This is a genomic window from Corynebacterium sp. LK28 (genome assembly GCF_014335105.1).
GTDB classification, from domain to species: Bacteria; Actinomycetota; Actinomycetes; order Mycobacteriales; family Mycobacteriaceae; genus Corynebacterium; species Corynebacterium macclintockiae.
In genome coordinates this window covers 44428-66617 of sequence record NZ_PDGZ01000013.1, presented here as the reverse complement: position 1 = coordinate 66617, position 22190 = coordinate 44428, and the positions used below count along the sequence as shown (strand labels likewise).

Below are 22190 nucleotides of genomic sequence, written 5' to 3'. Positions count from 1 at the left end.
CCGACCCCCACGGTCGGCACCTGGTTCACAAGTGTGGGGCATTATCCCCGCAAGGGGGCGTCACTAAACAAACAAGAACAACAAAAGCCCAGGGGGCTGTGGAAAACCCCTGGGCTGTGAGTTCACAAGAGAAAAAGCAGGTCAGTCCGGTAATTGCAGCTCGGGCTTGTCGAGCTCCTCGATGTTGACGTCCTTGTAGGTAATCACGCGCACGTAGCGGACGAAACGGGCGGGGCGGTACATGTCCCACACCCAAGCGTCGGACATGCGGACCTCGTAGTAGACCTCGCCGCCGGAGTTGCGCGGGATCAGCTCCACGGCGTTGGCCAGGTAGAAGCGGCGCTCGGTCTCCACCACATAGGAAAACTGGCTGACCACGTCGCGGTACTCGCGGTACATCGACAGCTCGACGTTTGCTTCGTAGTCGTCTAGTTCCTCAGCGCTCACGAACCTACCCTCGATCCTTTCCCTCGAGCCACTGCCGGTGCGCAGCAGCCACGTTCTTGTAACTGTAGCGGTGATACGGGGTGCCACCGTGCAGACTCACCGCGTCCATGTGAGCCTTGGTGCCATAACCCTTGTGACTAGCCAAACCATACCCCGGGAATTCCTCGTCGAGCGTTCGCAACACTCGATCCCTGGAAACCTTTGCCAGCACGCTTGCCGCGCTGATGCACTTGGCCATCTGATCGCCCTTCACCACAGGCAGGTGAGGCATAGGCAGGCCGGGAACCTTGACCGCGTCCGTCAACACGTAGCCGGGCTGCACCTCCAGCGCCGCCACTGCCCGTCGCATGCCGGACACGTTGGCGTGCTGAATACCAAAGCGGTCGATGTCTTCGGCGCTGATGTGGATGATCGAATAGGCAACGGCGACGTCCCGGATGACGTCGTAGAGGCGCTCGCGGGTCCTCTCCGTCAGCTTCTTGGAATCGGTCAGGCGGTCTAGCCCCGTGTTCTCCAACTCCGCGGGCAGAATGCAGGCTGCGATCGAAATCGGCCCGCAGCACGCCCCGCGACCGGCCTCGTCCACTCCGGCGACTGGCCCCAGTCCCGCGGCGATGAGCTCACTTTCCATCGAGCCTGGGATCTAGCCCTGGATCGGCAGGGAATCCACGCCGCCGATGCGGCTGAACGGCAGCAGGATGGACTCGACCTCGCCGACGATGTTCTCCTCCGGGATCGTGCCCTGGTACTCGTCGCCCATGTGCGCGCGGGAATCCAGCGAGTTCGTACGGTTATCGCCCATCACCCACACGGAGTTTTCCGGCACGGTCACCGGCCCGAAGTAGTCACCCTGGCACTCCTTGGAGCCCGTGGTGGGGTCGATCGGGTTGACCGGCGGGTTCATTGTGTAGGAATCGTCGACCTTCTTGCCGTTGACCATGATGCCCGGGTCACCTTCCTGGCACTGCACGGTCTGGCCGCCGGTGGCGATTACGCGCTTGACCAGGGTGTTCTCGTCCGGTGCAATGATGCCGATCGTGGCGCCGAGGTTCTGCAGGCCACGCATCACGCCGTTGGAGCTGCGGCGGGAAACGTATTCCTCATTCCACGATTCCGTGCCGACGAAGACGATCACGTCGCCCGGCTCCGGGCTCTTGTCCCCGCGGTAAGCCAGCTTGTTCACGAAGATGCGGTCGGGCGTGCAGCCGTGGCAGCCGTGCAGGGTGGGTTCCATCGACTCGGAAGGAATCAGGTACATGCGCCCAACGAAGTTGTTGAAGGCGCCGAGCACCAGCATCGTAATCAAGATGATTATCGGCATCTCTACCCACCATGGGTAGGTCTTCTTCTGTTTCTTTTTTGGTGACGCCCCCTCCTCCGGCTGAGCCTCGCCTTGCGGCGCACCGTTGACGTAATCCGTTTCGGGGCGCTTGTCGGGGTTTGCGTTGGGGTCGTTCGAATCCTGTCGATGAGTCACAAGGAATCAGGATACCAGTGCCCTCAACAGCAAAAAACCCAGCCACACGAGTGTGACTGGGTTGGTACCGCTTCGGGGTGAAGGGTTAGCGGCGCTCCTTGATGCGGGCTGCCTTACCGCGACGATCGCGCAGGTAGTACAGCTTCGCACGGCGGACCTTACCGCGGGACAGAACGTCGATGTGGTCGATGTTCGGGGAGTGAACCGGGAAGGTACGCTCCACACCAATGCCGAAGGAGATCTTGCGGATGGTGAAGGTCTCACGGATGCCGGAGTTCTGGCGACGGATCACAACGCCACGGAAAACCTGCAGACGGGACTTGGAGCCCTCGATAACCTTGACGTGGACGTCCAGGGTATCGCCGGGACGGAACTCTGGAATGTCGTCGCGCAGCTGAGCTGCATCGACCTTATCTAGAATGTGCATGGATGAAATCCTTTTGCTCGTCTGGATAGAGGATCCTCGCGGCTTTTCGCGTGGCGCGCGCCTACGGGTTCGTACCCACAACAGAAATTAACTTGAGTAGTATGCCACCGACTAGCGGTTATTACCAAATCCCGCGTTCTTCAGCGCGGCGGCCATGCTGCCCTGGGGCGCCTGGTTTCGGGAGCTGGGTTTCTTCCTAGGGTTGCGCTTCTGCCCCGCCCCCTTCTGCGGCTTGGGCTGGCCGTTGGGTTCGTCCTGCAGGCGTAGCGACAGGCCGATGCGGTTGCGGGGAATATCCACGTCGACGACCCGCACCTTCACAACCTCGCCGGAGCTGACCACGTCGTGCGGGTCCTTGACGAAGTTGTTGCTCATGGCGGAGACGTGGACCAGGCCGTCCTGGTGCACTCCGATGTCGACGAAGGCACCGAAGGCGGCGACATTCGTCACGGTGCCTTCCAGCACCATGCCGGGTGTGAGGTCCTTGATGGTCTCAATCCCCTCGGCGAGCGTAGCCGTCTTGAACGTCGGGCGCGGGTCACGCCCCGGCTTGTCCAGCTCAGCCAGCACGTCCGTGACCGTGGGGATACCGAACGTATCGTCGGCGAAGTCCCCGGCCCGCAGCTTGCTCAACACGGCGGTGTTCCCCACCAGTTGGGCAACCTCCACTCCGGTGGATTCCACGATGCGGCGCACCAGTGGGTAGGCCTCCGGGTGTACGGCGGAGCCGTCCAGCGGATCGGCCGCGCCATTGATGCGCAGGAAGCCCGCGGCCTGTTCGAAGGCCTTCGGCCCCAGGCGCGGCACCTTCAGCAGCTCCTTGCGGGACTTAAATGCGCCGTTTTCGTCGCGATAGGCCACGATGTTTTCCGCCAGTGTCGGGGTAACGCCCGCCACCCGGTTCAGCAAGGATGCACTAGCCAGGTTCACGTCCACACCCACGGAATTCACCGCGTCTTCGACCACGCTATCCAGGCCAGCGGCCAGCAAGGTCTGGTTCACGTCGTGCTGGTACTGTCCCACGCCGATGGACTTCGGGTCGATCTTGACCAGCTCCGCCAACGGATCCTGTAGGCGGCGGGCGATGGAGACCGCACCGCGCAGCGAGACATCCATGTCCGGAAATTCCTGGGCCGCCACCTCGGAGGCCGAGTACACAGAGGCGCCCGCCTCGGAGATAACAACCGTCTGCGGCCTGGTTCCCTCGGCCAGACCGGCGATCTCCTTGGCCAGCTTCTCGGTTTCGCGGCTGGCCGTGCCGTTACCGACCGCCAGCAGCTCCACGCCGTGCTTATTCACCAGCGCGCTGAGGATTGCCCGCGCCTTATCCCACTGGCCGGAGTGCGGGTAGACCACCACCGTGTCCAGCACCTTGCCGGTGCCGTCCACCACGGCGCACTTCACGCCGTTGCGGTACCCCGGGTCCAGGCCCAACGTTGCCCGGTGACCAGCGGGGGCGGCCAGCAGTAGGTCTTTGAGGTTTTTAGAGAACACGCTCACGGCGGCCTCATCGGCCTTTTCCTTCAGGCGCATGCGCACATCCACCGCGGAGCTGACGGCCAGCTTGGTGCGCCAGCCGAAGCGCACGCATTCGGCGCGGAACCTGTCTGCGTCGTCCCCCTGCGGCTGCAGTCCAGTCCGGTCGGCGATGATGCCCTGGTAGAACTCGTCGTCCTCCCCTGGCGCAAAGTTCACGCGCAGAACGCCCTCGTTCTCTCCGCGCAGCAGCGCCAGGATGCGGTGGCTCGGCAGGTCCTCAAAGGATTCGTCGAATTCGAAGTAATCGCGGTACTTCTGCCCCTGTTCTTCCTGCCCTTCGATCACCGCGGATTCCGCGCGGCCGCGGCGGAAGTATTCCTCGCGGATCTCCCCCACCAGATCTGCGTCGGTGGAAATGTCCTCGACCACGATGGCACGGGCGCCGGCCATCACGGCGGCGGCGTCCACAAACCCTTCCTGGACGTAGTCCTCCGCCACATCGGGGCTGCCACCGGCGAGCAGCTTGTCGACTAGCTCGCCCAGGCCGGCTTCGCGGGCGATGGCGGCCTTGGTGCGGCGAGACTTCTTGAACGGTAGGTAAAGATCTTCGAGGCGCGCCTTCGTGTCCACGGCCATGATCTTCTGCCGCAGCTCGTCGGTCAGCTTTCCCTGCTCATCGATGCTCTTCAGGATCGCTTCCTTGCGGGCGGCGAGCTCGCGCAGGTAGTTGAGGCGCTGCTCTAACTGACGCAGCTGGCCGTCGTCCATACCGCCGGTGATTTCCTTGCGGTAGCGGGCGATGAAAGGCACGGTAGCCCCATCGTCCAGCAGGTCGATGGTGGCCTGAACCCGGGGCGTATCTACTCCGAGTTCACGGGCAATGATGCTAGCGATGCTATCTGTCATTCCCCACATTCTAGAGGGGCTACTGCTTGCCGAAATCCTCGCCCCACTCGGGAGCAACACCAGTGAATTCCGTTGCAGGCATTCCAGGTGGCGGTCGGCAACCAACCACCTGGCGTTGAAAGCCTTAGCCCTTAAACCAACCAGTCACGGCAGGGGCGATGTTGGTGTAGACGTGCTTGTACTCTTGGTACTCAGCCAACCCGGTGGGGCCGAGTTCGCGACCGTTACCGGATTGCTTCATTCCTCCCCACTCCGCCTGCGGCAAGTAGGGGTGGAAGTCGTTGATCCAAATGGTGCCGTGACGCAGCTTGCGCGTAACCCGTTCTGCCTTTCCGGCGTCCGAGGTCCACACGGCGCCGGCCAGGCCGTATTCCGTGTCGTTGGCGATCGCCACGGCCTCTTCCTCGGAGGTAAAGGTCTCGATCGTCACGGTCGGGCCGAAGGCCTCGTCGTGGACGCAGTCCATCTCCTTGGTGCAGCCGTCGATGACGGTCGGCAGGTAGAACGCGCCATTGGTCAGATCAGTGTTGCCCGTGGAGTGGGAGCCCTCGTTGTCCTCAGCCGTTGGAATACGACCGCCGCAGAGGATTTTCGCCCCCTGCTCGCGTGCGTGGTCGACGTAGGCGGCGACCTTGTCACGGTGATCGGCGGAAATCAGAGCGCCGGTCTCGGCGGCCTCGTCCAGCGGGCCACCGATCTTAATCTGCTCGGCCTTGGCCACCAGCGCCTCGACGAACTTGTCGTGGATGGATTCCTCCACCACGATGCGGGAGCCCGCGGAGCACACCTGACCGGAGTGGACGAACGCGCCGTTGAGCGCGTTATCCACGGCAGCGTCGAAGTCTGCGTCTGCAAAGATGACGTTCGGGTTCTTGCCACCCAGCTCCAGGGCCACGCGCTTGACGGTCTCCGCCGCATTGCGGGCGATCAGCTTGCCGGTGACAAGACCGCCGGTGAAGCTGACCATGTCCACGTCCGGACTCTGCGACAGCGGGTTACCGCAGTTCGCGCCTGCGCCGGTGATCAGATTGGCCACGCCGGCCGGCAGGCCCAGCTCATCCAGGATGCTCATTAGCAGCATGGCGGTGTGCGGGGTCAGCTCTGCCTGCTTCAGCACAAAGGAGTTACCGGCGGCCAGAGCGGGAGCCACCTTCCAGGCCACCTGCAGCAGCGGGTAGTTCCACGGGGTGATCAGGCCGCAGACGCCAACCGGTTCGGCGTCAATACGGGACCGCACGTTCGCGTCACCCGGATCGACCACACGACCGGCCTCGTGCTGGACCAACGTGCCGAAGTACTCGAAGGAGTTGGCAATGTCCTCCATGTCGATCTCGGACTCCACCAGGCGCTTGCCGGTATCGGCGGATTCTGCGCGGGCGAACACGTCCTTGTTCTCGCGGATCTTGGCCGCCACCTGCAGCAGCAGCTTTCCGCGCTCGACGGCGGGTACGTCGGCCCAAACGCCGGAGTCGAAGGAAGCGCGGGCCGCGGCGATGGCCTTTTCCGTGTCCACGTCGGAGGCCTCGGAGACCTCACCGACCGTGGTGTTGTCGGCGGGGTTGATGATCGTGCGGGTCTCGCCGGCTTCGGCTGGCACCCACTGGCCGTTGATGAACAGCGAAGCGGGGGCGCCAGAGTTCTTGTGCACTCCGGCCAGCAGCTCGCAGGTGGTTGGGTCGAACAGTGCTGTGTTCACGGTTGGGTTTCTCGCTTTCTTGGGGTTCTTCAGGGGCGGGAATGTCGGGGCGGGAATGTTGGGGCGGGAATGTTGGGGCGGGAATGTTGGGCTAGTCCTCGATCCAGGTGCGCACCGGATCCGCACCGTCGGACATGTCCGAGGTTCCCGGAAGGTCGCGCTGCATGTGCAGGAACTCCAGGTGGCGCTCGTACAGGTCCAGGACGTTATCGATCAGCTGCTCGGTGGTGTAACCGTAAATGTCGTAGCCCAGGGAGCCGGTGTTGTCGAACACCTCGAGTCGGTAGTAGTTCTCCTCGTTGCTGGTGCTGCGGGTGAAGCTCGGCACCGGGTGCTCCATGGGGTAGATCTGGTAGCGGAAGTCTTGCTCTTCGCCCAGGTGGAGGGTCAGATCCAGCTGGTTCACCGGCAGGTTCGGCACCTTGGCGGCCACCAACGTAGTTTCGATCCCCTCTGCCTTTAGCTCGCGAGCGACGGATTCCAGCGCGGGTTGGGCGACGTTCTGCAGGTACTCGTTTGCCTTGTCTTGGCTCGGCCAGGTGGAGGCGCGCGACAGGCGCTTGCGCCAGGTCTGCTTGTCTCCCCCACCACTGGAACGTCCGGACATTGCGGCGTGCAGAGACACCCCGCGCGCTTCGGCCGCGTAGTTCTCCAATCGCAGCGAACGCCACAGACCAAACATGATCAGGTAGATCACGATGGTGAACGGTAGGCCCATCACGATCGTTGCGGACTGTACTGTTTCGACGCCATTAATTTGCAGCATGACCAACGTCAGCACACCGACCAGCACGGCCCAGAAGATGCGCGACCACTTGGCTCCATCCTGGCGGGAATCCTCAATCTTGGAGGTGAAGTTGGCGGTCACCAGCGCGCCGGAGTCGGCGGAAGTGATGTACAGCAGCAGGCCGATCAGCGTGGACAGGACGATCAACACGGTGCCGCCGTTCATGTCCTGCAGTAGGGCATAGAAGCCCTGCTCCGGGTTTTCCATAGTGCTGTTGGCGAAGTCATCGTCGCCACCGATCACGCGCTTCAGGGCGGTGTTACCGAACAGGCTCATCCACAGCAGGATGAAGAGGAAAGGAATGGTCAGCACGCCGACCACGAACTGGCGAAGGGTGCGTCCGCGGGAAATGCGGGCCAGGAACAGGCCGACGAACGGAGCCCAGGCCACCCACCAAGCCCAGAAGAACAGCGTCCACGCGCCCATCCAGGCCTTGGTGGATTCCGGATCCTCGGAGAAAGCAAACGTATCCATCGTCATGCCAGGGAAGGAAGACACGTAGTCTCCGATGTTCATGACGAGGGCGTCAAGAAGAAAAGCAGTCTGGCCCGTAACCGTGACGTAGATGACCAGGCCGATGGCCAGCAACACGTTAATCTCACTCAGGCGCTTAATACCCTTGTCCACGCCGGAGACAGCGGACAGAGTGGCAATGCCGACGGCGAAGACGATCAGGCCGGACTGTACGGCCACGCCTTCCTCCCATCCGAAGATTAGGTGCAGACCATAGGTCAGCTGCACCACGCCAATGCCCAGGGAGGCTGCGATACCGAAGACGGTTCCCAGCACTGCGGCGACGTCCACCGCACCGCCGATTGGGCCATGGATGCGCTTGCCGATCAGCGGGTACAGAGCGCTACGGATGGCCAGGGGCATGTTCAGTCGGTAGGCGTAGTAACCAAAGGCCATACCCATCAGCGCGTACAGAGCCCAGCCTGTGATGCCGTAGTGGAACAGCGCCCACACGACGGCCTGCTCGGCAGCCTCGCGGGACTGCCCATCCCCCACCGGAGGCGCCATGTACTGAGTCACCGGCTCGGCGACGGCGAAGAACATGAGGTCTACGCCGATGCCAGCGGCGAAGAGCATCGCCGACCAAGAGAACAGTCGGAACTGCGGGCGGGAATGATCCGGGCCGAGGCGGATGGAGCCGGACTTCGAGAACGCGACGACCAGGACGAAGATCACAGCAACGGTTGCGGTGACGATGTAGAACCAGCCGAGGTTGGTGGAAATCCAACCGGTGACGGAAAACAGCGATTCCTTTGCCTGCTCGCGGCCGAAGAATGCGTACAGGGCGACGATCAGGATACCGACTGCCGAAATAGCGAAAACAGGCCAGTTGGGATTCGGGGGCGTGACTTCGCCCGGCGAATAGCTGTCGCGGTCGTTAACATCGAAAGAGCCGACGATGACGCGCGGGGTGGCGCCGGTCGATTCGGCACCGCCGGCAGATGCCCGCCGGTGGTCGTTTTCGGAATTTGTCATGTAATTCTCCTCAAGTACTTCCCGCCAAAGGGAGTTCATTTTCTAAGAAATACAATTGTCTAGAGTACACAGGTATTACTAGGAAGTCAGCACATCCCCTCACATCGGTGCTTTATCTACCTCACTAGCGAGGTACATTAATCATGCTTCCGACCTGCTACCTAGCGAACCGATAAATAAATGTGGCATACTGGTCAACGATCAATCATTTAACTAGGAGGCAAGTGAATAGATGGGTTTCATCGACAAGCTGATTCCAGGTAAGAAGAACGACACCGCTGGCCAGGTAATCGAGGACCGCCGGCGCGACGTCGTCATCGTCGGTGGCGGTTCCGCCGGTTCGGTGATGGCCAACCGACTGTCCGAAGATTCCACCAAGGACGTCATGGTGCTGGAGGCAGGCCGCCCGGACTCCCTCTGGGACCTCTTCATCCACATGCCGGCCGCTTTCTCCTTCCCCATCGGCGACAAGCACTACGACTGGAAGTACGAATCCGAGCCGGAGCCGGAGATGAACGGTCGTCGCATCTACCACGCTCGCGGCAAGGTGCTGGGTGGTTCCTCCTCCATCAACGGCATGATCTTCCAGCGCGGCAACCCCATGGACTACGACAAGTGGGGCAACCTGCCGGGCATGTCCAACTGGGGCTGGAGCCACGTCCTGCCCTACTTCAACAAGATGGAAACCGCCCTGGGCGCCGACGCAAACGACCCGCGCCGCGGCCACAACGGCCCGCTGAAGCTGACCCGCGGTCCGGCTACCAGCCCGCTGTTCCAGGCCTTCTTCAAGTCCGTCCAGCAGGCCGGCTACAACCTGACCAACGACGTAAACGGCTACCGCCAGGAAGGCTTCGCCCCCTTCGACCGCAACATCTTCGGCGGCAAGCGCCTGTCCGCGGCCCGCGCATACCTGCACCCGGTGAAGGACCGCAAGAACCTGGACGTCCGCACCCGCGCATTCACCACCCAGGTCCTGATCGAAGACGGCAAGGCCGTGGGCGTGGAGTACGAATGGAAGGGTCAGACCCACCGCGTATTCGCGGACAAGGTCATCCTTTCCGGTGGCGCCTTCAACACCCCGCAGCTGCTGGAGCTGTCCGGCATCGGTGACCGCGAGGTGCTGGAAAAGGCGGGCGTCGAGGTCAAGAAGCACCTGCCCGGCGTCGGCAACAACCTGCAGGACCACCTCGAGGTCTACGTGCAGTACAACTGCACCCAGCCGGTGAGCTCCCAGCCGTACTACAAGATGATCAACCGCCCGTTCATCGGCCTGCAGTGGCTGCTGACCCGCCGCGGACCGGTTGCTTCCTCCCACTTCGAGGCCGGTGGCTTCGCCCGTTCCAACGACGACGAGGCCTACCCGAACCTGATGTTCCACTTCCTGCCGATGGCGATCCGCTACGACGGCTCCCAGCCGGAGGGCGAGCACGGCTTCCAGTTCCACGTCGGCCCGATGTACTCCGACACCCTGGGCCACGTACACATCAAGTCCAACGACCCGAAGGAAAAGCCGGAGATCCTGTTCAACTACCTGGCTACCGACCAGGATCGCCGCGAGTGGGTCGAGGCTGTCCGCACCTCCCGCAAGCTGCTGGATACCCCGGCGATGAAGGAATTCACCGACGGCGAGATCTCCCCCGGCGCTGCCGTGCAGACCGATGAGGAGATCCTGGAGTGGGTCCGCAACGATGCGGAGACCGCACTGCACCCGTCCTGCACCGCCAAGATGGGCCCCGCCGATGACGAGATGGCGGTTGTCGACCCGGAGACCATGCAGGTCCACGGCGTTGAGGGCCTGTACATCGCCGACGCTTCCGTCATGCCGATCATCACCAACGGCAACATCTACGCCCCGGTAATCATGCTGGCGGAGAAGGCTGCCGACCTGATCAAGGGCGAAAAGCCCCTGGATCCGATCGACATCCCCTTCTACCGCGCAAAGCAGGGCATGCCGCTGTACGCAGAAGGCGAAGAGGTCCGCGATCACGTCAACGCCATCCCGGGCGCTGACCACTAAACGCGGGCTAGGGCTCTAGGGCTCTAGGGTTCCAACCCGTCCAGATACGCCCGATCTGCCGCGGATAGCTCCACGCTATCCAGCAGGTCAGGGCGTATTTTTTTGGTTCTAGCCAGGGATTGTTCCCGGCGCCACTGCGCAATCTTGGCGTGGTTGCCGCTAAACAGCACGTCGGGCACGTCCAGCCCGCGCCATTGCCGGGGGCGCGTGTAGCTGGGGCCTTCCAGCAGCCCGTCCTGGAAGGAATCCTCCTGGTGGCTGGCCTGGTTGCCCAGCACGCCGGGGATCAGGCGCACCATCGCCTCGGCCATCACCAGCACCGCGACCTCGCCGCCGATCAGCACGTAATCGCCGATACTGACTTCCTCCACCCGGTAGCGGTTCTGCGCGTCGTCGACCACGCGCTGGTCGATACCCTCGTAGCGGCCGCAGGCGAATACGACGTGCTCTTCCCTGCTCCATCGCTCCGCCATGTCTTGGGTGAAAGGCTTTCCTGCCGGTGTGGGCACGATCAACAGCGGTTTTTGGACGCCACCCGCTTCCTCCCCTGCCGTCTCAGCCTTCCCCTCGGGTGCTGCGGGCAGCAGGTTGCGCTTGTGTTCCGCCGAGCTTTCCAGGTCGGCAGAGGCAGCCACCGGCCCGGTGCCGGCCGCGACGTCGTCGAGGGCAGGCCCCCAGACCTCGGGCTTCATCACCATGCCGGGGCCACCGCCACAGGGCGTGGAATCCACAGACTGGTGCACGTCGCTGGTCCAGTCGCGCAGGTTATGCACGCCGACGCTGAGGATCCCCTGTTCGATGGCCTTGCCCAGCAGGGCGTGGCGCAGGGGCTCGAGGTATTCGGGGAAGATCGTTACTACGTCCAGGCGCACGGCTAGCTCAGCTCCAAAAGCCCCTCAGGCGGGGTGAGTACTAGTACTTCTTCTTCCAGGTCCACCACGGGGACGATTTCGTGGCGGAAGGGAACGAGTACTTCCTTTCCAGCCGTTGGCAGCTGGGATTCGGCGTCGATAAGAATAACCAGCAACTGCCCGGCCGGGGTGCGCTCGACGGCGACGACCTGGCCGACCAGATCGCCGAGTTGGATCTCGTCGCCCTCGAGATCCGTTTCGGGGGCCAACAGGTAGGCGGTGAGGCCTTCGAGTTCGTGGTCGTAGTAGCCGTCGTCGTCCTCGTCGTGCACCGGGGCGGCGAAGAATCGCACGCCGCGCAGGGACTCGGCGGCGGTGCGGTCGGCGATTTCTTCGAAGGTGACCAACAGGCGGCCTTGGTGCGGGCGGTAGGAACGCACCGTCAGGGAAAGCTCCTTGCCCGCCTGCTTGCCTTTCAGCACCTCACCTGCGGCGAAGCGCTGCTCCGGGATGTCGGTGGTCGCGTCGACGACAACCTCGCCGCGTACGCCGTGGGGCTTGATAACCCGTCCGATCTGCAACTCCATAGGCTAGATGACACCCTGGGCCAGCATTGCGTCCGCTACCTTGCGGAAGCCGGCGATGTTGGCGCCGATGATGTAATCGTTTTCCTTGTCGTATTCCTTGGCCGTGACGTCGCAGGACTTGAAGATGTTGCGCATGATGTCGCGCAGACGCTTGTCCGTGTAGTCGAAGGACCAGGAATCGCGGGAGGCGTTCTGCTGCATCTCCAGCGCCGAGGTAGCCACACCGCCGGCGTTGGCAGCCTTGCCCGGGGCGAAGAAGATCTTGCGCTTGCGGAAGACCTCGATGGCCTCCGGGGTGCAGGGCATGTTCGCGCCTTCGGCGACGTAGCGGCAGCCGTTGTCGGCCAGCGTCTTCGCGGCCTCGCCGTCCAGCTCGTTCTGGGTGGCGCACGGCAGAGCCACGTCGGCCTCGACCTCCCAGATATTGCCGGCCGCGTGGTAGGTCACGCCGTCGGTCTCCTTGGCGTAGTCGGACAGGCGGGCGCGGCGCACCTCCTTAACGTCCTTCAGCAGTTCGATATCCACGCCCTCCGGAGTGTGCACATAACCCGAGGAGTCGGACATAGCCACCACGGTTGCGCCGAGCTCCTGAGCCTTCTGAGCCGCGTAAATGGCGACGTTGCCGGAGCCGGAGACGATCACCTTGGCGCCGTCGAAGCGGTCGCCGTGGGCAGCCATCATCTCCTGGGTGAAGTACACGGTGCCGTAGCCGGTGGCCTCGGTGCGAACCAGCGAGCCGCCCCAGGTCAGCCCCTTTCCGGTGAGCACACCGGACTCGTGGCGGTTAGTCATGCGGCGGTACTGGCCGAACAAGTAGCCAATCTCGCGGCCACCCACGCCGATGTCGCCGGCGGGAACGTCCACCTCCTCGCCGATGTGGTTGTGCAGCTCCGTCATAAAGGACTGGCAGAAGGACATGATCTCCCGGTTCGACTTACCCTTCGGGTCGAAGTCGGAGCCGCCCTTGCCTCCGCCGATCGGCAGACCGGTCAGGGAGTTCTTGAAGATCTGCTCGAAGCCGAGGAACTTGATGATGCCCAGGTTGACGGATGGGTGGAAGCGCAGGCCGCCCTTGTACGGGCCGAGCACGGAGTTGAACTGCACGCGGAAGCCACGGTTCACGCGCACCTCGCCCTCGTCCGTGATCCACGGCACGCGGAAGATCACCTGTCGTTCTGGCTCGCACATGCGCTCGATGAGGGCATAGTCTGCGTAGTGCTCGTCCTTCTTCAGCACGTACGTCAGGCTGTCCAGCACCTCTGCGACAGCCTGGTGGAACTCGGGTTCACCGGCATTGCGCTGAATAATCTGCTGGTAGTATCCGCTGACGGTTTCTTCGACGTTCATAAAAATGTGCCTTCTTCGCTTCTTGCATAGAATCCGCGATCGGCATTCAGCCGATCTGTGATGACAGTCATTCACTCTACTCCTCGTGGTGGACAACACCTTTAGGGTGGTAGCTCGGGGGCAGCACACACTAACCCCAAACGCAAATGGCCTCAAACGCAACTAACCCCAGGCAAGGTGCGAACACCTGTCCTGGGGTTAGTGGAGTAAGTAGTGAAAACTACCAGCAGATTTTACTCTGCGGACTCAGCCTCAGCCTCACCCTCAGCAGCCTCAGCCTTCTCGGCCTCCTCAGCTTCCTTGGCAGCAGCCTCTTCAGCAGCGGCAGCCTCAGCAGCGGCCTTAGCCTCTGCCTCTTCCTTGGCCTTGCGCTTCTTCTCGGTGATAGCCTCTGCGGTCGGGCCATCGGCAGCCTCAGCCAGAGCCTCGTTGAACAGATCCAGCTTGGACTTCTTCTCCTCGGCCACCTTCAGGGTGCCCTCGGCGCCCTCGATGCCCTTGAACTTCTGCCAATCACCGGTGATCTTCAGCAGAGCCAGAACCGGCTCAGTCGGCTGTGCACCGACACCCAGCCAGTACTGTGCGCGCTCGGAGTCGATCTGGATCAGGGACGGCTCCTGGGTCGGCTGGTAGATACCCAGGTTCTCGATAACCTTGCCGGAACGCTTGGTGCGAGCATCCTGAACGACGACGCGGTACTCCGGGGTACGGATCTTACCCAGGCGCTGCAGCTTAATCTTGACGGCCATGTGTTGGCTCCTTTTCTTTGAGTTGGTCACTGGGCAGTTCAGACGCTCCGAGAACAAATTTCTGCAAAAATTTTCCCTGCTCGGAACCGGTTCAGCCCTTGGTATTTTTGCTGCGCGTGACCACCGGCCGACCGTGGTCGGGGACGGTGTTACACAGACAACCCGGATAAGTGTAGTGGCCGGTACCTGCGTTAACCAAATCCCCCTTCCTAGCGCCCCTTCACCTCCCGTCGCTTCCAACCGAGCCCGGCAAATTCGCGACGATCGCCCGCAACGTAGTGCGCGACGAGCTTCAGAGCCTCGTCGAGGTGCTTGGTCTTGCGCTGATAATTTTCGATCTGCCCAAAGTCGTGCCCCCAACTGACGAGGAAGCCGGTGCGGAACCTACCGCTGTCGTTGTAGACGCGGATATAATCGCCCTCAACCTGCGAGTCGAGCACCTGGATGAAATCTCCGGTCGCCGGCAGCCTCACGGCCTGCAGTTCGTGCAGGTTGTCAGCCCCCAGCGGAACGGGTTCAAAAAGGTTCGACTGCATCTCGAAACGCTCCAATTCCGCCGTTAGCATCTGCGACTGACCAAAACTGTCCCAGCTCACTGAACCGAGAAGCTGCGTTGGCGACTGAACAAAAATTTTGAAAGCATCGCTGACCTGCCCACCCGACAAATCATGCGCATCATTCTTCATCCCACCGGGCAATTCGTACGATAGGCAGTAGCCTCGTTTATCGGTTTCGATAGCCATCAGAAACTCTTGGAAGTCTTCGTCCGCCACACCAGGTCCCGTGTGAATACGGTTGCACACAACTACCTTTTCATCGTCGGCGATTCTCTGTATAGCTTGCGCAAAAGCGGCACTGGACGGCTGCATCCAAGATTTATTAGTGAAGCTATCGGTTCCCTTCATCATGAGGCAGATATTCGACGAGTCTGTGGCAGTCCATGCAAAGTTCAGTAGCACGTGGTTTCCGTTCACCACCATGGAAATACCGTGAGCCACTGCGATGTTAGACATCTGCGTCAATGTATCTAAAAGCCCGGCGCGATCCACCCATACGCTCGTTAGAGCCTGAGCTTCGACAGCGCCACCAGCCGAACTCGTAAACTGCAAACCAGCCGAACGCGCTTCCAGCAAAGCTCCGACAAAACCACGCATCTGTTCAGAGGCGGCGTGGTTGTTCTGCGCAAGCCAGTGCTGGAAGTGCACAACGGTCGTATCCGCCCACGGTTCGGCGCGCTGCGGCAGCATCAGGAAGCTCACCTCCGCCATCCCTCGGGGTGCCCAGCGCTCTTCCAGCGATGGGATAAAAGCTTTGAAGACATCATTAACTTCGGCCACGTCAGCAGCTACGTACCAGCGGGCAAACTCCACTACCCCCTGGCCGCTGGTGAATGTTCGGGTCGCAACAAACCCGTTGTCCCGGCTTAAGGCAGCGAGCCATCGGCCCGTGCGAGTCTGGCCAAATAGTAAGCGCTCACCATTCTTGTCCTGCAGCGGCATCATGGTTCCCCGCGGCAGTTCGAGCACAGCCTCAAACCTGCGCAGTGGCATCGCCGCTCGCTGCACCAGAGTTACATTCTCTGACGTGGTCTTTGCTTCACTCTCTTGCCACGGGAGATGCTCAAGGTATGGGCTACGATCCGCGAACGCGAGCAGCAACTCTCGTGCTTCTTCGTAGTTACTGGCACGAAACTCGAGGTTCTTTTTATGGACGCCGAGCGCAGTCTCCGCAAACTGCCATGTCATCAGCCAGCTGCCGTCCGCTTCAAGTGTGGAGGACAATGTGTCGCTTGGCCGGATAAAGTTCCGTCCGATCCCCACCTTTAGCCATACGTCGGTCGGATGACGGGGGCGCAGAGCATCCTCAAAGGCTAGGTCCAAGGTTCTGCCGGAGACTTCGCGCCAAAAACTTCCGAGCGAGTTCGTCAATCTGGCTCCACTGCCGACCTGCATATCGGAGCCGACGCCGTTCGCGAGTAGACCTCTATCGTCATCGAAGACGAGAGCATGGTGCTTCATTGCGATCTGACAGATGCCCCGAATCCGTTCCGTATCGACCGGATCTACGAGGATCTTCACCCGTTGCTGTGGCACATACTTCTGCTTCAAAAAGCCTTCGAGATCCCGGCATACGTCCTCCATCCCTGGAGGCGGAACGTCCAGATCCGGCTGCTCTTGGGCATAAAACTCGTGGACAAGCTCGTGGTGGCTTGTGTGTGTCTGAGTTTTAGGGAAGTGAACGTACAACGGGGTGTGCGCCCTCTTCGGCTCTACCTTAATTCGCCTTCTATCCAGCGAAGTCCAGTTGTCGCCGACGAATGACTGGTAGATCTCGGTGGCCGCGTCCATATCGCTGGCGTATACGTTGCCGCGTTCGGTTCCGCCGCGGTTGTAGCCCCATTTGGTAATGACCCACCCGGGGTTGTCGGCAGGTTCGATCCGGAGGAAATCTCCGGGGGTGCGCACGTCCGTTATCTCGATCCAGCCGCCAGCTTCTTCGGACGCAAACTCCCTTAGTGCCTTTTTGAACAGGCGGTCGTCCAAGGAGGTGGATTTTCGAGTGTGGGTGCTGATCTTGAACGGCAGCTCCTCAGGGCCAAGCGAATAACCAAGCCTAGAGTCCCAGTGAATGAACTCGTCAAGCTGTAGCGGTTCGTAGGCTACCTGCTGGATAAGGTCGAGGGTTTGTCCTTGCGACAGCGACGTAGCTTCCCGTGTGGTCCGGCTCCGCCATTGCTCATGGAAGAAACTGCCGGATTCGTAGGCCGTGATGGTGAAGCGGTCGTGCTCTTGGCTGTTCGGTTCGACGATGAGAATTTGTCGGCACCTGGGGTGATCTTCGGACGTGTAGGTTAGCCGGAGTTGCCAGTTCGAATAGTTCAGCACCATCGCTTCCAATAGCACCTGAGGCGTGGCGACTTCCCACCGATTTCGGCACTGGCCGGACTCAAAAAGTTCTGCTGTGCTGCGCCACTGCCCTTCTCGGCGCCGCCCAGACGAATTGAACAGCACCTCACTGTTGTCAACAACTAAAGAAACGCCGTGCCGCATCGCCACTGCAGTTAGCAGGTCGAAGGCACGGTTGGATTCCTTTCGCGGGATCTTGATTTTAATCTGCCCGCGCTCTGCATTGTGTGGGTCGATGACATCGAACCACGAAGCGAAGTCCCGGTTTATCTTCTGGAAAAAATTTTCCACCGAGCCGACCGCTGCAAAGTTATGGCTCATCGCACACAGGTGCATTCTGCACACCGAGGAGTTGGTCCACGGCTCGTCGCGCTCCGGAAGCACCACGGCGCTCACGGTATGCGCCAGTGGCGCAGGGATTTCGGCGGTCTCCGGGAAGTAGTCGAGAACCTTCCCCCTCTCCTTGCAGGTATAGGCCTCCGCGATCTCCAGCAAGGTATCGGGGCTTTCAAAATCTTTTTCAACCCCTTCGTAAGGCGATCGCTTCAAGGAAGCACGCCACTGCCCTTCCTGATCTCTACCCAGCTCCAGAGCACCTTCAACCTGGTCGTGCAGGCGTAGCGGAACACCCGGAGGAAGTTCACGGAATGCCCCGAGCCGACGCAGCCTGTACTGCGAACGTTGGCTGAGTTCGCAGGTCTTGATGCTGGTTTCCGCGACCGGCGCGTTTCCGTGGCGCTGAGGATCCTGCCAGTAGTGATGAAGAGTTGTCGGGCAGCGATCGGCGAAGGCGAGGAGCTGAGCTCGCGCCTCCTCATACTTCACCGCCTGGCGCCACTGAATATCGAAGATCTCATTCGTGCTTTTCGCCCACACCACCTTGACCTCCCCGCTTTCCAGCAGGTGGAAACGCATCGAGTGCCCGAACTCGTCGGGACGCGGATCGTACGTGGTGATGCGCACCCACACCCCCTCGCTAACGGGTGCGCGCAAAGCATCCGCAAACGCCCAGTCAATTGTGCGTTCACTGACCTGAGCCCACGCAGTGCCCAGGGAGTTCGTCACATAGAACTCTGGAGCGATTGCCCCGCTGATGCCGCTGGCGTCAACAAAAAGATCCGACGTACCAAAGTACGCAGAAACACGGTGCTTTATCGCAGCACGCCGAACGTCGTTCACTGCGAAAGGATTATCGGTGTCTACCGAGGCGCTGATCAGACGGTGAGGCGGAAAATCCGCCCCCAGGATTCCCCCGAGTTCCTGGGCAAAGTCTTCCATTTCTGGATCCGGCGTGCCACGCAATTCGTCGAGATCCGCAGCCCGCAACAACGTGGCCTGAGTTTCAGCGTTGTTCAGAAAGCGTGGCTCGGGCCGGACGAAATGAAACTCGAATTCCATATCGCCCAAGCTACAGCGGTTCGACTGGATTTACAGGGCGAAGCCAGACGCTACTTCTTGGGGAAGTTCATCTTCGACAGGTCGATGCCCTCGAACCCCGGGGGAAGCTGCTCCTGCATCTTCTCCAGGTCCTTCATGCTGGGCATTCCGCCGCCCATGCCCGGCATCCCCGGCATTCCCGGCATGCCGCCGCCCATGCCCTTGCGCATGTTCTTGCGGTTCTTGTTCTTGGCGTTCTTGCCCTTCTTGCCCTTGCGGTGGTTCTTCTGCTTCTTGGTCGCGGAGCGCCCACCCAGGCCGAACTGGCCGGCCATCTTGCCCATCATCTTCTTGGCCTCGAAGAAACGCTCGACCAGCTTGTTGACGTCAGAGACGCTAACGCCGGAGCCGTTGGCGATGCGCTTGCGGCGCGAGGCATTGAGGATCTTCGGATCCTTGCGCTCCGCCGGGGTCATGCCGCGGATGATGGCCTGGATGCGGTCGAGCTCCTTTTCATCCACCATGTCGGCCATCTTCGACATCTGGGAGCCGCCGGGCATCATCTTCAAGATGTTGCCCAAGGGACCCATCTTGCGGACCATTAGCATTTGTTCGAGGAAGTCCTCCAGCGTCAGCTCGCCGGAGGCCATGCGCATGGCGGAGTCTTCGGCCTTTTCGGCGTCCAGTACCTGCTCGGCCTGCTCGATCAAGGTCAGCACGTCACCCATGCCGAGGATGCGGTTGGCCATGCGATCCGGGTGGAAGATGTCGAAGTCTTCCTGCTTCTCGCCGGTGGAGGCGAACAGGATCGGCTTGCCGGTGACCTCACGGATCGATAGGGCGGCACCACCGCGGGCGTCACCATCCAGCTTCGTTAAGACCACACCGGTGAAATCCACGCCATCGCGGAACGCCTCGGCCGTAGTAACGGCATCCTGGCCGATCATGGCGTCAATAACAAAGAGCACCTCGTCGGGCTCCACCGCATCGCGAATGTTGCGCGCCTGGCGCATGAGCTCCTCGTCGATACCCAGGCGACCTGCGGTATCGATGATGACGATGTCGTGCTGGCTGCGGTAGGCCTCTTCGATACCGCGCTGCGCAACGTCGACGGGATCGCCGTGGCTGGTGCCCATCTCGTGATCGTGGGAATCCAGGCTGGTGCCCGGGTCCGGGGCGAAGGTCTTCACCCCGGCGCGCTCGCCGACGATCTGCAACTGCTGCACCGCTCCGGGGCGCTGCAGGTCACAGGCCACCAGCATCGGGGTGTGGCCCTTCTTGGCCAGGTGCAGGGCCAGTTTGCCGGCCAGGGTCGTCTTACCAGCACCCTGCAGACCGGCCAGCATGATGACCGTCGGCGGGTGCTTGGCCAGGTTCAGGCGACGGGTCTCGCCACCCAGGATCTCCTTGAGTTCCTCGTTGACGATCTTGATGACCTGCTGGGCGGGGTTGAGTGCCTCGGATACCTCTGCCCCGGCGGCGCGTTCCTTGATGCGCTTGATGAAGGCGCGCACCACCGGGAGGGAAACATCGGCCTCCAACAGCGCAAGGCGGATCTCGCGTGCGGTGGCATTGATATCAGCCTCGGACAACTTGCCCTTGCCACGAAGTCCCTTCATGGCATTTTGCAAGCGGTCTGACAAAGACTCAAACACTAGTGAGTGCTCCCTTGTAGGTGTCGAAGGATGGCTTTTAACTCCCCCAGCTTAGCCAGTAGGCAGTAAAACAGTCACATTCCGCCACCCGTGTTACAGCTCTTACAGCGTCTTATAGCGCCGCTTCTCCGCGTTCCCCGGTGCGCACGCGGATCACCTCGTCCACCGGGGTGATCCAGATTTTGCCGTCGCCGATCTTTCCGGTGCAGGCAGCGCCGACAATCGCATCGACGATGCTGTCCACTGAGTTGTCTGCCGCCACGATCTCCAGTTTCACCTTTGGCACGAAGTCCGATGCGAACTCGGCGCCGCGGTAGACCTCACTGTGGCCGCGCTGGCGGCCGAAGCCCTGGGTCTCGCTGACTGTGAGCCCGTGGATCTCAATCGACTCAAGAGCCTGCCGGATATCCGGCAGCGTGAAAGGCTTGATTACTGCGGTGATGAGTTTCATTCTTTTTCTCCCTTGGGCTGGGCGCTGTACATGCTGCGAATGTGCGAACTGGAGGTGACTTTAAGATCGTAGGCCGACTCGCGATGCTCCACCAGGTCGATGCCCGTATCCTCGCCCTCGTCGTCGACCCTCCAGCCAATCGTGACCTTGATGAGGATCGCGATCAGGTAGGTGACCACGCCGGAAAGGACCATCGCCACCAGCGCGATCACGATCTGCACCACCAGCAGCTTGAGGCCATCCACCCCGCCGCCGGTAAACAAGCCATTGTCCTTCGACAGCAGCGCCAGTCCGACCGTGCCCCACAGCCCGGCGGCGAGGTGCACACCGACGACATCGAGGGAGTCGTCGTAGCCGAAGCGGTACTTGAGACCGATTGCCATGCAGGCGATGACGCCACCTAGGAATCCGAGGACGATGGAAGTTAGGGGCGTCAACGCTCCCGCCGCCGGGGTGATCGAAACCAAACCTGCGACGGCGCCAGAGGCGATACCCAAGGAGGTAGCGGCGCGGTCGCGGATGGTTTCGCAGAGCATCCAGCCGAGCATCGCAGCCGAGGCAGCAACCGTGGTGTTGACCCAGGCCAGACCAGCCATGCCGTCAGCAGCGAAGGCAGAGCCACCGTTGAAGCCGTACCAACCGAACCACAGCAGCGCGGTGCCGAGCATCACCATCGGCAGGTTGTGCGGGCGGCCAACCTTTGCGGGGAACCCGGCGCGCTTGCCAACGATCAGCGCCAGCACCAGCGCCGCCGTACCGGCGGAGATGTGCACCACGGTGCCGCCTGCGAAGTCAATGGGCGCAATGGTGGCTTCACCATCCGTGGTTCCGAACATCCAGGCGGCAATGGAACGCTCACCGTCGCCGAGCAGGCCGCCACCCCACACCATGTGTGCCAGCGGAAAGTACGCCAGGGTTACCCACGCGCCGGCGAAGGCCAACCAAGCAGCGAACCTCACACGGCCGGCCAGGGCGCCGGAGATGATCGCGGTGGAGATGATGGCGAAGGTCACCTGGAAGCCGATGTCGATGGCGTTGGGGTATCCGTTGGCACCTTCGACCGGTTTGCCTGTGGCGTCAATAATCTCGCCAGAAAGACCGAACGCATTGAAGGGGTTTCCGAACAATCCCGCGACATCCGTACCCGCGTAGGACATCGACCATCCCCACAGCACGTAGAGGACGGGCACGATGGCCAGGGCGCCGAAGGACATCATCATCATGTTGAGCACTTGACGGCGGCCAGTCATTCCGCCGTAGAACAGTGCCAGGCCCGGTGTCATCAGCAGCACCAGCGAAGCGCTGATGAGCATCCAGGCCGAGTTTCCGGAGGTTAGTACAAGTTGGTCTGGGGTCATGGTTTACATCCATATCTGTGAGTCTCAGCACTTGTGCAGCAGAGGTTAACCAGGTGCTTTTGCACAAAAAGTGGCAAAAAAACTTTTGAGACGCAGATCACTAGATTTTCGACCCAGATAAGAGATCAACCCCGTTTGCTTCACGCATACGGGGCTGGATCGGGAAAATTTTTAGTTGAACAATG

General features: G+C 61.4%; 16 protein-coding genes. 1 reads left to right on the top strand and 15 read right to left on the bottom strand.

All coding sequences use genetic code 11. The features are described 5' to 3' along the window. Window positions 1-141: 141 nt before the first annotated feature. The 7 genes from CRD15_RS08000 to betT all read right to left on the bottom strand — a co-directional run bounded on the left by CRD15_RS08000 (window position 142) and on the right by betT (window position 8707). On the bottom strand, window positions 142-447 hold the full coding sequence (locus CRD15_RS08000; RefSeq protein WP_005295294.1) for a DUF2469 domain-containing protein: 306 nt from the start codon (window positions 445-447) through the stop codon (window positions 142-144). Window positions 448-451: 4 nt separating this feature from the next. Further along, window positions 452-1078 (bottom strand): ribonuclease HII, encoded by a 627-nt coding sequence (locus tag CRD15_RS07995; RefSeq protein WP_034970504.1) that lies wholly within the window; start codon window positions 1076-1078, stop codon window positions 452-454. A gap of 12 nt (window positions 1079-1090) precedes the next feature. Further along, window positions 1091-1924, bottom strand: coding sequence for a signal peptidase I (lepB, locus tag CRD15_RS07990; RefSeq protein WP_034970500.1), 834 nt, complete (start codon window positions 1922-1924; stop codon window positions 1091-1093). 85 nt (window positions 1925-2009) lie between these two features. After that, a complete protein-coding gene (rplS, locus tag CRD15_RS07985; RefSeq protein WP_034976072.1) occupies window positions 2010-2351 on the bottom strand; it encodes a 50S ribosomal protein L19 in 342 nt (113 codons plus the stop codon). Between the two features lie 111 nt (window positions 2352-2462). Further along, the gene (locus tag CRD15_RS07980; protein WP_187402315.1) at window positions 2463-4736 is read right to left on the bottom strand and encodes a Tex family protein; all 2274 of its coding nucleotides are present in this window, start codon (window positions 4734-4736) and stop codon (window positions 2463-2465) included. Between the two features lie 124 nt (window positions 4737-4860). Further along, window positions 4861-6432 carry an aldehyde dehydrogenase family protein gene (locus CRD15_RS07975; protein ID WP_187402314.1) on the bottom strand — a complete coding sequence of 524 codons (1572 nt, stop codon included), beginning with the start codon at window positions 6430-6432 and terminating at the stop codon, window positions 4861-4863. Window positions 6433-6523: 91 nt separating this feature from the next. Further along, window positions 6524-8707: a choline BCCT transporter BetT gene (gene betT / locus CRD15_RS07970; RefSeq protein ID WP_043012573.1), complete on the bottom strand. Its 2184-nt coding sequence runs from the start codon at window positions 8705-8707 to the stop codon at window positions 6524-6526. Between the two features lie 232 nt (window positions 8708-8939). Here betT and betA point away from each other — a divergent pair, with 232 nt between their 5' ends. Next, the gene (gene betA / locus CRD15_RS07965; protein WP_034976079.1) at window positions 8940-10724 is read left to right on the top strand and encodes a choline dehydrogenase; all 1785 of its coding nucleotides are present in this window, start codon (window positions 8940-8942) and stop codon (window positions 10722-10724) included. 23 nt (window positions 10725-10747) lie between these two features. Here betA and trmD read toward each other — a convergent pair whose 3' ends face one another. The 8 genes from trmD to CRD15_RS07925 form a co-directional block, all read right to left on the bottom strand. Then, entirely contained in the window at window positions 10748-11596 is an 849-nt protein-coding gene (gene trmD / locus CRD15_RS07960; RefSeq protein ID WP_034991573.1) for a tRNA (guanosine(37)-N1)-methyltransferase TrmD, read from the bottom strand. 2 nt (window positions 11597-11598) lie between these two features. Beyond that, the gene (rimM, locus tag CRD15_RS07955; protein ID WP_034976083.1) at window positions 11599-12162 is read right to left on the bottom strand and encodes a ribosome maturation factor RimM; all 564 of its coding nucleotides are present in this window, start codon (window positions 12160-12162) and stop codon (window positions 11599-11601) included. Between the two features lie 3 nt (window positions 12163-12165). After that, entirely contained in the window at window positions 12166-13509 is a 1344-nt protein-coding gene (gene gdhA / locus CRD15_RS07950; RefSeq protein WP_034973064.1) for an NADP-specific glutamate dehydrogenase, read from the bottom strand. Window positions 13510-13742: 233 nt separating this feature from the next. Then, window positions 13743-14258: a 30S ribosomal protein S16 gene (rpsP, locus tag CRD15_RS07945; RefSeq protein WP_034976085.1), complete on the bottom strand. Its 516-nt coding sequence runs from the start codon at window positions 14256-14258 to the stop codon at window positions 13743-13745. 209 nt (window positions 14259-14467) lie between these two features. Further along, window positions 14468-18562 carry a hypothetical protein gene (locus tag CRD15_RS07940; RefSeq protein ID WP_187402313.1) on the bottom strand — a complete coding sequence of 1365 codons (4095 nt, stop codon included), beginning with the start codon at window positions 18560-18562 and terminating at the stop codon, window positions 14468-14470. Between the two features lie 50 nt (window positions 18563-18612). Continuing rightward, window positions 18613-20196: a signal recognition particle protein gene (ffh, locus tag CRD15_RS07935; protein WP_034970463.1), complete on the bottom strand. Its 1584-nt coding sequence runs from the start codon at window positions 20194-20196 to the stop codon at window positions 18613-18615. 112 nt (window positions 20197-20308) lie between these two features. Further along, complete coding sequence (locus tag CRD15_RS07930) at window positions 20309-20647, bottom strand: P-II family nitrogen regulator (protein ID WP_034976093.1); 339 nt, start codon at window positions 20645-20647, stop codon at window positions 20309-20311. After that, window positions 20644-22005, bottom strand: coding sequence for an ammonium transporter (locus CRD15_RS07925; RefSeq protein ID WP_034976096.1), 1362 nt, complete (start codon window positions 22003-22005; stop codon window positions 20644-20646). Before CRD15_RS07925 ends, CRD15_RS07930 begins: the two co-directional genes overlap by 4 nt. Window positions 22006-22190 lie beyond the last annotated feature (185 nt).

What these genes read in the sequence shown, in the direction of transcription:
- CRD15_RS07995 (WP_034970504.1), bottom strand. Translation starts at nt 1,078, where the DNA reads ATGGAAAGTGAGCTCATCGCCGCGGGACTGGGGCCAGTCGCCGGAGTG.
- CRD15_RS07980 (WP_187402315.1), bottom strand. Translation starts at nt 4,736, where the DNA reads ATGACAGATAGCATCGCTAGCATCATTGCCCGTGAACTCGGAGTAGAT.
- gdhA (WP_034973064.1), bottom strand. Translation starts at nt 13,509, where the DNA reads ATGAACGTCGAAGAAACCGTCAGCGGATACTACCAGCAGATTATTCAG.
- rpsP (WP_034976085.1), bottom strand. Translation starts at nt 14,258, where the DNA reads ATGGCCGTCAAGATTAAGCTGCAGCGCCTGGGTAAGATCCGTACCCCG.
- rplS (WP_034976072.1), bottom strand. Translation starts at nt 2,351, where the DNA reads ATGCACATTCTAGATAAGGTCGATGCAGCTCAGCTGCGCGACGACATT.
- betT (WP_043012573.1), bottom strand. Translation starts at nt 8,707, where the DNA reads ATGACAAATTCCGAAAACGACCACCGGCGGGCATCTGCCGGCGGTGCC.
- CRD15_RS07925 (WP_034976096.1), bottom strand. Translation starts at nt 22,005, where the DNA reads ATGACCCCAGACCAACTTGTACTAACCTCCGGAAACTCGGCCTGGATG.
- CRD15_RS07930 (WP_034976093.1), bottom strand. Translation starts at nt 20,647, where the DNA reads ATGAAACTCATCACCGCAGTAATCAAGCCTTTCACGCTGCCGGATATC.
- CRD15_RS07940 (WP_187402313.1), bottom strand. Translation starts at nt 18,562, where the DNA reads ATGGAATTCGAGTTTCATTTCGTCCGGCCCGAGCCACGCTTTCTGAAC.
- betA (WP_034976079.1), top strand. Translation starts at nt 8,940, where the DNA reads ATGGGTTTCATCGACAAGCTGATTCCAGGTAAGAAGAACGACACCGCT.
- rimM (WP_034976083.1), bottom strand. Translation starts at nt 12,162, where the DNA reads ATGGAGTTGCAGATCGGACGGGTTATCAAGCCCCACGGCGTACGCGGC.